The 12,929-nt window shown below is 41.9% G+C and carries 11 protein-coding genes; 8 read left to right on the top strand and 3 right to left on the bottom strand.

All coding sequences use genetic code 11. The features are described from left to right. Positions 1-7 precede the first annotated feature (7 nt). Genes ACEQZT_RS11795 through ACEQZT_RS11785 form a run of 3 tightly spaced genes read right to left on the bottom strand, consistent with a single transcriptional unit; the run spans position 8 to position 3,467 of the window. On the bottom strand, positions 8-751 hold the full coding sequence (locus tag ACEQZT_RS11795; protein WP_370089814.1) for a succinate dehydrogenase/fumarate reductase iron-sulfur subunit: 744 nt from the start codon (positions 749-751) through the stop codon (positions 8-10). 24 nt (positions 752-775) lie between these two features. Continuing rightward, the gene (locus tag ACEQZT_RS11790; protein ID WP_370089641.1) at positions 776-2,785 is read right to left on the bottom strand and encodes a fumarate reductase/succinate dehydrogenase flavoprotein subunit; all 2,010 of its coding nucleotides are present in this window, start codon (positions 2,783-2,785) and stop codon (positions 776-778) included. A 13-nt stretch (positions 2,786-2,798) separates the two neighbouring features. After that, the gene (locus tag ACEQZT_RS11785) at positions 2,799-3,467 is read right to left on the bottom strand and encodes a succinate dehydrogenase cytochrome b subunit (protein WP_370089640.1); all 669 of its coding nucleotides are present in this window, start codon (positions 3,465-3,467) and stop codon (positions 2,799-2,801) included. A 220-nt stretch (positions 3,468-3,687) separates the two neighbouring features. On the opposite strand from ACEQZT_RS11785, the gene ACEQZT_RS11780 reads away from it, so the two are divergent. From ACEQZT_RS11780 to nqrC, 8 genes are all read left to right on the top strand, one after another. After that, positions 3,688-6,495, top strand: coding sequence for a gliding motility-associated C-terminal domain-containing protein (locus tag ACEQZT_RS11780; protein ID WP_370089639.1), 2,808 nt, complete (start codon positions 3,688-3,690; stop codon positions 6,493-6,495). Positions 6,496-6,545: 50 nt separating this feature from the next. Further along, positions 6,546-6,890: a thiol-disulfide oxidoreductase DCC family protein gene (locus tag ACEQZT_RS11775; RefSeq protein WP_370089638.1), complete on the top strand. Its 345-nt coding sequence runs from the start codon at positions 6,546-6,548 to the stop codon at positions 6,888-6,890. A 38-nt stretch (positions 6,891-6,928) separates the two neighbouring features. Then, positions 6,929-7,807: an ACP S-malonyltransferase gene (fabD, locus tag ACEQZT_RS11770; protein WP_370089637.1), complete on the top strand. Its 879-nt coding sequence runs from the start codon at positions 6,929-6,931 to the stop codon at positions 7,805-7,807. A 148-nt stretch (positions 7,808-7,955) separates the two neighbouring features. Further along, positions 7,956-8,621: a (d)CMP kinase gene (cmk, locus tag ACEQZT_RS11765; protein ID WP_370089636.1), complete on the top strand. Its 666-nt coding sequence runs from the start codon at positions 7,956-7,958 to the stop codon at positions 8,619-8,621. Then, complete coding sequence (locus ACEQZT_RS11760) at positions 8,611-9,501, top strand: 4-hydroxy-3-methylbut-2-enyl diphosphate reductase (RefSeq protein ID WP_370089635.1); 891 nt, start codon at positions 8,611-8,613, stop codon at positions 9,499-9,501. Before cmk ends, ACEQZT_RS11760 begins: the two co-directional genes overlap by 11 nt. Positions 9,502-9,640: 139 nt before the next feature. Continuing rightward, entirely contained in the window at positions 9,641-11,005 is a 1,365-nt protein-coding gene (locus ACEQZT_RS11755; RefSeq protein WP_370089634.1) for a Na(+)-translocating NADH-quinone reductase subunit A, read from the top strand. A 6-nt stretch (positions 11,006-11,011) separates the two neighbouring features. After that, the gene (locus tag ACEQZT_RS11750; RefSeq protein ID WP_370089633.1) at positions 11,012-12,202 is read left to right on the top strand and encodes an NADH:ubiquinone reductase (Na(+)-transporting) subunit B; all 1,191 of its coding nucleotides are present in this window, start codon (positions 11,012-11,014) and stop codon (positions 12,200-12,202) included. Continuing rightward, a complete protein-coding gene (gene nqrC, locus ACEQZT_RS11745) occupies positions 12,189-12,929 on the top strand; it encodes an NADH:ubiquinone reductase (Na(+)-transporting) subunit C (protein ID WP_370089632.1) in 741 nt (246 codons plus the stop codon). Before ACEQZT_RS11750 ends, nqrC begins: the two co-directional genes overlap by 14 nt.

Genomic DNA, 12,929 nt, shown 5'->3' with positions numbered 1-12,929 from the left:
ATAGGTTTTAACTGATGCTACTCTTCAGGTATTCTCTATTCATTCTTGCGATATTATCCAGTGAAATTCCCTTCGGACATTCCACTTCGCAAGCTCCGGTATTGGTACAATTACCAAATCCTTCTTCATCCATTTGTTTCACCATATTCTGTACACGTTCTTTCGCTTCCACTTTCCCCTGAGGTAGGAGTGCCAATTGAGACACTTTGGCCGATACAAATAGCATGGCAGAGGCGTTTTTGCAAGTAGCCACACAAGCCCCACACCCTATACAGGTAGCGGCATCAAAGGCTTTGTCTGCATCATGCTTATCGATTGGAATAGCGTTAGCATCCTGAGTATTTCCTGAGGTATTTACACTTACGAACCCTCCTGAAGCCATGATTCTGTCAAATGCGCTTCTGTCTACAACCAAATCTTTAATCACAGGGAATGCTTTAGCTCTCCACGGCTCGATGTAGATGGTCTCTCCATCCTTAAACTCACGCATGTGAAGCTGACAGGTAGTGATTTGCTCACCAGGACCATGGGCTTCTCCGTTTATAAACATCGAACAGCTACCGCAAATACCCTCTCGGCAGTCATGGTCGAAAGCCACAGGTTCCTTGTCCTCAGCGATAAGTTGCTCATTTAATATGTCCATCATTTCCAGAAAAGAGCTATCCGGCGAGATTCCGGAAACCTGATAGGTCTCCATGTTGCCTTTTTCTTTGTCACTTTTCTGTCTCCAGACTTTCAGTGTTAGATTCAATCCTTCTGTTGCTGACATAATATCTTATTTGTAAGAACGTGTTTTCAGTTCTATGTTTTCGTATTTCAATTCTTCCTTGTGAAGCTTGGCCTTCGATGGCTCACCTGTATATTCCCAGGCTGCCACATAAGTGAAGTTTTTGTCATCACGCATAGCTTCACCCTCTTCAGTCTTATATTCCTCTCGGAAATGACCACCGCAAGATTCTTTTCTTTCCAGTGCATCTCTGGCAAAAAGTTCACCAAGCTCTAGAAAATCGGCGACTCTGCCTGCTTTTTCCAGTTCCTGATTGATACCATTGGCATTGCCCGGCACACTCACTTCTTTCCAGAATTGCTCACGTATTTCTTTGATCTCTTCGATCGCTTCTTTTAAGCCCTTTTCATTTCTGGCCATTCCTACTTTATTCCACATTACTTTACCAAGTCGCTTGTGGAAGTAGTCTACTGAATGTTTGCCTTTGTTGTTGATGAAGAAATCCACCTGCTCTTGAACACTCTTCTCTGCTTCTTCAAATTCTTTCGAATCAGTTGGTATTGCACCTGTTCGAATGTCATCTGCCAGGTAATCTCCAATGGTATATGGAAGCACAAAATATCCATCTGCAAGGCCTTGCATCAGTGCAGATGCTCCAAGTCGGTTAGCACCATGATCTGAGAAGTTAGCTTCACCAATAGCATAACATCCAGGAATGGTCGTCATTAAATTGTAATCAACCCAAACCCCACCCATGGTGTAGTGCACTGCAGGGTAGATTTTCATTGGAGTTTCGTATGGATTGTCTGCTGTGATCTTCTCATACATCTGGAAAAGATTGCCATACTTGGCTTCCACTACTTTCGTTCCCAATGCTTTTATTTCATCGTCAGTAGCGTTGTGAAGTCCTTTCACATTTGCTTCTTCTTTTCCATAACGCATGATTGCGGAACTGAAGTCCAGATATACAGCCTCACCGGTTTCATTGGTTCCTACACCAAACCCAGCATCACATCGTTCTTTAGCAGCTCTGGATGCCACGTCTCTCGGCACTAAGTTCCCAAAAGAAGGGTACCTTCTTTCCAGATAGTAATCACGATCTTCTTCTGCCAGATCAGTAGGCTTTAGCTTCCCTGCTCGTATTGCCTCGGCATCTTCTTTTTTCTTCGGCACCCAGATACGTCCATCATTTCTTAAGGATTCAGACATTAATGTCAGCTTTGATTGCTGATCTCCATGCTGAGGGATACATGTTGGGTGAATCTGAGTGTAACATGGGTTGGCGAAGTATGCACCCTTCTTGTGAATCTTCCAGGCTGCAGACACATTCGAGCCCATTGCATTGGTGGACAGGAAGAAAACATTTCCGTATCCGCCCGATCCTATCACAACGGCGTGAGCGGAGTGTCTTTCCAGCTCTCCTGTCACCAGGTTTCGTGCAATGATCCCTCTTGCTTTTCCATCCACCATCACGAGATCCATCATTTCATGACGGTTATACATGGTGATCTTACCTTTACCAATCTGGCGTGACATGGCAGAGTATGCACCCAAAAGTAGCTGCTGCCCAGTCTGACCTTTCGCATAAAAAGTTCTGGAAACTTGTACGCCACCAAATGAACGATTGTCAAGGAGCCCACCGTAATCTCTTGCGAATGGCACTCCTTGTGCTACGCACTGATCAATAATGTTAGCAGATACTTCAGCAAGTCTGTAAACATTTGCTTCTCTGGATCGGTAGTCACCACCTTTTACTGTATCGTAGAAAAGGCGATAAGTAGAGTCACCATCACCCTGATAATTTTTGGCTGCATTGATACCCCCCTGGGCTGCAATGGAGTGGGCTCTACGAGGTGAGTCCTGATAGCAAAATGCTTTCACATTATACCCAAGCTCAGCTAGTGTAGCTGCAGCGGATCCACCAGCTAGTCCGGTACCCACAACGATAATATCTATGGATCGCTTATTGGCCGGGTTAACAAGTCTGATGTTGTTTTTATGGTTTGTCCACTTTTCAGCTAATGGACCTTCAGGTATTTTAGAATCTAATGTTGACATACCTATTTATTTCTTAAAGGGAATTGACATAATGAAAAACAGCGATGAACATGAATCCTACTGGAATCAGTATCGCATATGCACGACCAATTTTTTGAATTGCCGGCGTGTACTTGTTGTGTCTTGCACCCATTGATTGGAAAGCAGACTGAAATCCGTGTAATAGGTGCAAGGCTAAAAACACAAATGAAAGACAGTATATGATCACTCTTGCCGGATTTTGGAACATATGAACAACTTCATCATAGTATCGATTTGGATCTTCCGGTTTCATTTCGATGTACTTATAATTCATCTCAGGAATCCAGAAATCATTGAAGTGAAATCCTAGAAAGAATAGAATGAAAAGCCCACTCCAAATCATGTTTCTTGACATCCATGATGAGTTAGCTGCTCCATTATTCTTGGCATATTTTACGGCTCGTGCATTTCGGTTTTTGATTTCCAATACAAACCCCATGATAAAGTGAAAAGCCACACCGAACATAAGGATCGGCTGCATTACAAACTGAATGAGTGGATTTGTACCCATGAAATGGGAGAGCTCATTGAATGTACTTTCACTAAACACAGATGTGAAATTGATTGTGAAATGCTGCAATAGAAATATGATCAGGAAGAGCGCAGAAAGCGCCATGGCAAATTTTCTGCCTATGCTGCCTGAAAAAAGTTGCTTGCTCATTTATTTAAGGTTATTGGATTTTCGCCAAAGGTAATTTCAGAAAGCTTGTCAGACAATTCCAAATTTCATTTTGAATGGTTCTAAATAATATTGTATCGAAGGTAGGTAGTAAAACTTCCCACATTGTTTATATAATAACTTTTATAGCACAATTCTTGTTCGATATTTACTCATAGTGTTTTAAAAGCGTTATAGATTTACACTAGTTCAAAAAGCTGCTATGCGATACTTAAGGTTTTTAATACTCACCATCTTCACCTTGGCTGCCCTTGTTTCTAAGGCTACACACATTCGAGCTGGAGAGGTGATAGCAAAACGTATTTCAGGATTAACCTATCAATTTACTTTTATAGGATACAGAGATGTAGAGGGGGTGCCTTTTGGACAGGGAGTCTTTGACTTTGGGGATGGTGATTTTTATGGGGATGATCCGGGTGAGACCATTCCATGGGGAGCTATAGTAGATTTAGGAAATGGTGTTGAAAAGTGGCAGTTTACCATTACTCATACTTATGCTGGTGGTTCGAATTACTTGGTTAGCTATAAAGAGGACTTTCGTAATGCCAATATTCAGAATATTTCAGGTTCAGTTAGTACATCATTTTATGTAGAGACCTTGGTGGTGATCGATGCTTTGATCGTAAACAGCACACCATTTTTCACAGTACCACCTATTGATCAAGGGGTTGTAGGAGCAATTTTTGAGCATAACCCCGGAGCTTTTGATCCGGATGGAGATAGTCTTTCTTATTATTTCACCATTCCAAAGCAAGATGAAGGATTGGATGTGAATGGCTATCAATCACTTATAAATCCGACATTTTATACAAAGTTTAGTGAAGGGAATAGTACCAGAGACGGTGAGCCTACCTTAACTATCGATCCAGTTACAGGAACAATTACCTGGGATGCTCCCGGAGGAGCCACGATTCCTGATATGGAAAATAGAGAGTTCAATGTAGCTTTCGTTGTTGAAGAGTGGAGGCGGGTTAATGGTGAGTTGATACGACTTGGGTTTGTGACTCGAGATATGCAAATCATTATTTGGAATTATGAAAATGATCCTCCTGAACTTGAAATACCAGAAGATACCTGTGTTGTGGCTGGTAGTACGATAACCGGGATAATAACCGGAACAGATCCTGATGGAGATCCTGTAAAAATCGAAGCTTTTGGAGGACCATTTGAGGTTAACCCTTCCGCCACAGTTGATCCGGACCCGGGAGAGTTTCAAGGACCACCATCTGTACTGACATTTGAGTGGGAAACCGCCTGTGGTCAGGTGAGAATAGCCCCGTATGAAGTTCAGTTTAAAGCTACCGATGACCCAACAATTCCGGAAGTTCCTAATCCTCCAGGTCAGGTGAACTTTGAAACCTGGCGAATAACAGTTGTCGGCCCTGCACCAGAAGGATTAATTGCCGATACACAATCTGGAAGACAAATTCAGCTAAACTGGGATCCTTATGTGTGTACAAATGCCGATTCTATGCAGGTATGGCGCAGGGTAGGAGAGTTTGAAATTGACCCAACATGCAATCCAGGCATTCCTGAGAATTCAGGTTATGAATTAATTGAAACTTTAGATATCGGGGAGACTTCCTTTTTGGATGACAATAACAATTTGGGACTTTCGCCGGGCTCTAAATACTGCTATCGTCTTGTAGCCACATTCCCTTCTCCCGCAGGTGGATTAAGCATTGCTTCAGAGGAGGCTTGTGATAGTTTACTTATTGATGTTCCGGTAATTACTCATGTGGATGTAAGGGAGACGAGTGAAACCAATGGCGAGATAAGGGTAAGTTGGACAGGACCTTTGCAGCGAGATCCTTTATCTGCCCCATATGAGTACGAGGTATTAAGAAAGGTGGGACAAGAGTTTGGAGGAACCTTTACTTCTGTAAAGGCACCTTCCTCAGATACTACTTTCCTGGACACAGACCTCAATACGTTAGATAATTCTTACTCTTATAAAATTGTCCTTTACGATAATACAAGTTTAGCAGTCGATACATCACAGCAAGCATCATCAGTTTGGTTAGCACCAACACCACTTGTTGGAGGAATTCAGCTGAATTGGGCAGCCAATGTGCCATGGTCCAACAATGTTCAGGGTTATCCTTATCATTATATATATCGTGATAACGTTGTTAATGGAGATTTGTCAGCTATCCAACTTATCGATTCTGTAGATGTTACCATGGATGGCTTGTCATACCTTGATGATGGACGGTTCAATGGAGTGGACCTGGATGAGGAGGTGGAATACTGCTATTACATCACTACTCAAGGCAGCTATGATAATGATTTGCTTCCTGAGCCTCTGATCAACAATTCGCAGATTATCTGTGCTCAGCCAAATGATACAATCCCTCCTTGTGCGCCCATTTCGATCACATTCAATTCTGCACTATCATGTGAGCAGCAGCTGGAATCCATTCCATGCGGGGTTGATAATCAGTTTACCAATGACTTTTCATGGGAAATGGATGGTGACATTTCGTGCGATGATGACATTCAGTTCTTTCGAATTTATTTTTCGAGGAGCGGAGATGAAGACTCATTCGAATTGTTGTCTCAAACTACACAAACACGATTTACGCATAACAATCTCACCTCTCTCGCAGGCTGCTATATAATTACAGCTGTGGACAGGTCAGGAAACGAAAGCCCAATTTCGGAAGTCGTTTGTAATGACAATTGCCCAAGATATGTCTTGCCAAATGTCATTACTCCGAATAATGACGGGAAGAATGATGTCTTCCGACCTATGAAGGGAGTTAATGATTGCAATCGATTCGTGGAGTCTGTAGTTTTTAAAGTATTTAATAGAGCTGGTGCCGAGGTTTTTGAATATGATTCGAAAGAACCCGAAAAATCCATTCTGATCAACTGGGACGGTACCACGAGAGGAGGAAAGGAGTTACCAGCAGGTGTCTATTATTACTCTGCTGAAGTGAAGTTTTTAAAACTGAACCCGGAAGAATCTGTAGAAGTTATAAATGGGTGGGTACAGATCATTCGATAGATAAACCGATCATTTTTTTTGATGGTGTTTGCAATTTGTGCAACTCATCAGTGCAGTTCATACTGCAGAGAGATAAGAAAAAGAAGTTTTTATTTGCCTCTCTCCAATCTGGTTTTGCTAATGAAAACCTACCGTTGGATTTATCTGATTCAGAAAACCTGCAAAGCATTATCCTAAAGGATTCCAACTCACTATATACAAAAAGTAGTGCCGTTTTAACCATAGCTAAGTCATTAAATGGACTGTGGCCTATTTTCTACATTTTTATAGTTATCCCTAAGCCCCTACGGGATTGGGTGTATTCAATCGTTGCTAAGAATAGGTATAAATGGTTTGGGAAAAAGGATTATTGCATGATCCCCTCACCTGAATTGAAAAACAGGTTTCTCGATTAATCGGATTGGCTACTTTTGTAGCGAACAAACATTATCCTATGAGCAAAGCATACGTTTTCCCTGGTCAGGGAGCCCAATTTTCAGGAATGGGCAAAGAACTTTATGATAACCATTCTGCAGCCAAAGAACTGATCGATCAGTCCAACGATATTCTTGGTTTTGATATAAAAAGTATCATGTTTTCAGGTTCTGATGAAGAACTAAAACAAACCAAGGTGACTCAGCCAGCCATTTTCATCCATAGTGTTGTGGCTGCTCTCACGTCGGAAAATTTCAACCCAGAGATGGTAGCAGGTCACTCACTCGGAGAATTTTCTGCACTTGTGGCTAATGGTACGCTAAGTTTTGAAGACGGTCTATCATTAGTTTCTAAGCGAGCATTGGCGATGCAAAAAGCATGTGAAAAGCAAGAATCCACCATGGCAGCAGTATTAGGTTTGGACGATGAGGTGGTGGAGCAGGTATGCGCCGAGACCTCAGGCGTAGTTGTAGCAGCTAATTATAATTGTCCAGGACAGCTTGTAATAAGCGGTGAAGTGGCTGCTGTAAATGCTGCATGTGAGAAGCTGAAAGAAGCAGGGGCTAAGAGAGCATTGGTGCTTCCGGTTGGTGGAGCGTTTCACTCACCATTGATGGAGCCGGCTCGTGAGGAATTAGCTGAAGCTATTGAAAATACAAACTTCAAAAATCCTAAATGTCCGGTTTACCAAAACGTGGACGCCAAAGGATACTCTGATGTGAACGCTATAAAAAGTAATCTGGTTCTACAACTTACCTCGCCGGTTCGCTGGACTCAATGCGTTCAAAACATGATTGCAGATGGAGCAACGAGCTTCACCGAGTGTGGGCCGGGTAAAGTTTTACAAGGACTTGTAAAAAAAGTAGATCGTGAAATGGAAGTGGCTGGTATTTCATGAGGTTAAGTAAGCTCATATTGATGCTTTTCCTTGGAGCCATCTTGATTGGAGCGGAGGGCTGCAGAAAAGGCCCTTCGTCATCCCATCAGAAAAACAAGAAAAAAATAAAGAAAGGGAAGCCAATCCCATGCCCGATAAAAGACTGTTGATGAAGAAGATTGTTATAGCCATCGACGGTTATTCCGGAACAGGAAAAAGTTCAACTGCAAAACAAGTTGCTGAGAGACTTGGTTATAATTATATCGATAGTGGTGCGATGTATCGGGCTGTAACCTGGTATTTCATAGAGAATAACCTTGACTATACCAATGATCAGGCTGTTCTTGAAAGCTTGAAAAATTGCACGATAGAATTTCAAGGGAAAACACTTCTCCTGAACGGACAAACACTGGGAGATGAGTTAAGAACAATGGAAGTAAATAAACAGGTTAGTCCTGTCAGCACCATTGAAAAAGTCAGAGAAAAGTTAGTGGAGCAGCAACGTGAAATGGGAAAAGGAAAAGGGGTGGTGATGGATGGAAGAGATATAGGAACAATCGTTTTCCCGGAAGCGGAGTTGAAGCTCTTCATGACTGCAGATATGGATGTAAGAGCGCTGAGAAGAAAAAAGGAGCTGGACCGGAAAGGGATTGACGAAACTGTCGATCAGATTAAGGAGAATTTGAAAGAGCGAGATAAGATCGACAGTTCTAGAAAATTTAGTCCTTTGAAGAAAGCGGAAGATGCAGTTGAAATTGACACTTCTCATCTAACTTTGAATCAACAGATAGATAAAATTGTTGAACTCGCAGAATCAATAATTTATGAAGGTTGAAATAGACGAAAATTCAGGGTATTGTTTTGGTGTTGAGTTTGCCATTCAAATGGCGGAAGACGAGATGGCGGAAGGGCAACAGCTTTATTGTCTGGGTGATATTGTTCATAATTCCATGGAGGTTGAGCGGCTTTACAATAAAGGCCTTAGAACTATAAGTAGGGAAGAACTCAAGGAGCTGAAGGATTGTAAAGTTCTAATCCGTGCGCATGGAGAGCCACCGGAGACCTACCAGATTGCGATTGAAAACAATATAGAACTGGTGGATGCTTCTTGTCCTGTGGTTTTGAAACTTCAGAATAGAGTCAAAAATGCATACGACCTTTCCAAGTCGAAGAATGGCCAATTGGTTATATATGGAAAGCCAGGTCACGCTGAAGTGATCGGTCTCACAGGGCAAACTTCAAATGAAGCTATTGTTATAACCAGTAACGAAGATCTTGAGAAGATCGATTTCTCACGCCCAATTACTCTCTATTCACAGACTACAAAAAGCACGAAAGGATTCTATGCTATAAAAGAAGAGATTGAAAAGCGAATAGAAGATGCTGGGCTTTTATCTCTGGCGGACGATTTCAATGCTAATGACAGCATCTGTCGTCAAGTGTCCAATCGTGAACCACACATGGAAAAGTTTTCGCAGAAGCATGATGTAATCATTTTTGTGGCTGGCCGGAAAAGCTCCAATGGCAAAGCACTTTACAACGTATGTCTTACCAATAATCCACGGAGTTACTTTGTGGAAAGCGAGAAAGAGATCGATCTCAGTTGGATTGAACCCGATGACTCAATTGGTATTTGTGGAGCTACTTCCACACCAACCTGGCTGATGGAGCAGGTTGCAGATTTTCTAAAAAATAATGAGCCTTCACTGGCCTAGCCCAAACCATCAACTTTAAATCTTGTTTCAATTAATTAACCCAAGGAAATGCGGTTTTTTATTGAAAAATTGACGGGCGTTAAAACCGAGATTGATTAAGTTTGCCTCGTTTTTTAGGACGTTCTCCCAAGTAAGAAATATGTCTCAGACAATTAAGCTGAAAAAAGGTTTTGACATAAACCTTGCCGGAAAGGCAGAAAATAAAACAATTGAGCTAACCCAGCCAGAAACGTTTGCCCTAAAGCCTACGGATTTTAGTGGTCTTAGTAGACCTAAAATGGTAGTGAAGGAAGGGGACAATGTGAAGGCAGGCTCACCCTTATTCTTTGAAAGGAATGTAGAAGACATTCTTTACACATCTCCAGTAAGTGGGGAGGTAGTAGAAATCAAGAGAGGTGAGAAACGAAAAGTTCTTGAGGTTAAAATTTTAGCTGATAAGGAAATTGAATTCGAAAAATTCAAAAACTACTCAGCATCCGAGATCAGTGGGATATCGAAAGAAGATGCACTGGCTCAATTAAAAAAATCAGGAGGGTGGACACATATTATCCAGCGACCTTACGGCGTTGTTGCCAATCCTGATGATACCCCTAAATCAATATTTATCTCTGCATTTGACAGTAGCCCGCTAGCTCCTGATTATGCCTATGTTCTTCAGGGACAGGAACAAAACTTCCAGGCCGGGATTGATATACTTAAAAAATTTACAGCTGGAACTATTCATCTAAATGTTGATGGAAAAGCTGAAGTTTCTCAGTTGTTTTCTCAGGTAAAAAATGTACAGCTAAATACAATCTCCGGACCTCACCCTGCAGGTAATGTGGGCGTTCAAATTCACCACCTTGACCCAATCGGAAAGGGAGATGTAGTTTGGACAGTAAATCCGGTAGCAGTGGCGCAAATCGGAAAACTCTTTTTGGAGGGTATCTTCGATACCTCAAGGCTAGTGGCACTCACTGGCTCTCAAATGAAGGAGCGTGGATATGCCAAAATGTATGCAGGAGCTTGCTTAAACAAGCTTTCTGATCATGTTGAAGGAACCGATAATAGATTCATATCTGGTAATGTACTTACAGGTGAGGGTGTAGGAGCTGATGGTTACCTTGGATATTACCATAATCAAGTCACCATAATCCCTGAAGGAAAATACGAAGAGTTCATGGGTTGGATTCTCCCTACAACCAATAAGCTAAGCTTCCACAGAGCATTTGGTATGCTTACTTTCCTCAACGGAAAGAGCAAAGAATTCAAAGTGGATACCAATACTCATGGAGAAGAGAGAAACTTTGTGGTTACAGGAGCTTTCGAGGATGTGATGCCAATGGACATTCTGCCAACATACCTATTTAAAGCTATAATGGCGGAAGATTATGATGATATGGAGGCGCTTGGAATATATGAAGTGATTGAGGAAGATGTGGCACTTTGTGAATTTATCGATGTGTCCAAAAATCCACTTCAGGAGATACTTAGAGAAGGAATTCAATTAATTAAAGAAGGATAAGCAGGAATGAAATTTTTGCAGAAAAAATTCGATCAGTTAAAGCCTCTTTTTGAAAAGGGTGGGAAGTACGAAAAGTTCTATCCAATCTACGAAGGGCACAGAACGATCTTCTTTTCACCTGATATCATTACAGGTAAAAAAGGAACACAAATAAAGGATGCTACTGACCTTAAGCGTCTGATGATGACAGTGATCATCGCCATGATTCCATGTCTGATCTTCGGCATGTGGAATGTGGGTCATCAGCACTTCATCGCAACGGGCGTTGAAGCAACCTTACTTGATAAATTTTGGATAGGAATATTGAAAGTAGTTCCTATTATAGCTGTTTCATACGGCGTTGGGTTATTAACCGAATTCACATTTTGTGTGATTTATCAGCGCCCGGTTGAAGAAGGTTTTCTTGTAACAGGAATGCTTATTCCATTAATAATGCCAGCCACCATTCCGCTGTGGCAAGTAGCAATGGCTACCGTTTTTGCAGTAGTCATTGGAAAAGAGGTATTCGGAGGTACAGGAATGAACATCCTGAATGTCGCCCTGACGGCTCGGGTGTTCTTGTATTTTGCTTACCCTTCGCAGATATCTGGCGATGTGTGGACTTATTTTGGTGACAAGACTCCAGTTGATGGATTTTCAGGGGCTACTATTCTAGCTTACGGAGCAGAGGCGGCAGCAAATGGCACTGACATGATGCAAGCTGTGGCTGGTCATTGGTACGCAGGAATGTTCGATTTCTGGAACATGTTCATTGGAATCATCCCCGGCAGTATTGGAGAAACATCAACACTTATGTGTCTGATCGGTGCATTGGTGCTTATTGTAACTGGAGTAGGAAGCTGGAAAATCATGCTAAGTGTAGTTTTGGGTACCTTGGCTATGGGATGGTTATTCAACCTTACCGGTGGTAATAGCTTTATGGAGATGCCTGCTCATTATCACTTGGTGATTGGAGGTTTGGCTTTCGGTGCAGTGTTCATGGCTACAGATCCTGTGAGTGCTGCTCACACGGAAGTGGGAAAATGGATTTACGGATTTTTGATAGGAGTGATTACTGTATTAATTCGTGTAATTAATCCTGCCTATCCTGAAGGCATCATGTTGGCCATCTTATTCATGAATGTATTTGCGCCACTTATTGATTTTTACGTAGTAGAAGCAAACAAAAAAAGAAGATTAAAACGTGCGACAGTCTAATTTATATGTAATCCTATTTGCTATCGGTTTAACGGTGGTATTTGGAGGTGCGCTATCCCTTACCTCAGTAGGGTTAAAGCCACTGCAAGACAAGCAGGTAGAGCTAGACACGAAGAAGAAGATTTTAGGTGCAGTGATGGATATCTCAGCTATCGAAGATCCGAATGAAATCCTTCGTATCTACGGTGAAAAGGTAAAGTCAATCGTGGTGGACATTAATGGTAATGAAGTTACCACTGATGAGAAAGGCAATCCAGTTGTCGCGGAAAAGGTAAACATTCAGAAAAACTCAAAACTTGATCCTCAGGAGCGTATGTATCCTGTGTTTATGTTCAGCGAAAGTGGATCAGGTGTGGATGCCTACATTTTCCCAACTTTTGGTTCGGGCCTTTGGGATTGGATATCAAGTTATGTAGCCTTTGGTCAGGACTTGAACACGGTTAAAGGAATAGCTTTTGACCATAAGAGTGAAACACCTGGGCTTGGTGCTAGAATCACGGAAGCTACTGTGCAAAATAGATATATAGGGAAAGAAATATACAATGACCAGGGTGAGTTGGTAAGCATTACCATGGTGAAGGGCGAAGGAAATACAGGATTGAATGAACATCAGGTAGACGGCATGTCTGGAGCGACCATGACAGCTAAAGGCGTTAATTCGATGCTGGAAAAATATTTAGAATGCTATTCGGCATTTATTGAAAAAACTAAATCTCAAAACAGCTAA

The organism is Ekhidna sp., from assembly GCF_964218185.1.
In the GTDB taxonomy this organism is placed as follows: domain Bacteria; phylum Bacteroidota; class Bacteroidia; order Cytophagales; family Cyclobacteriaceae; genus Ekhidna.
This window is presented reverse-complemented; position numbering and strand designations above follow the sequence as displayed.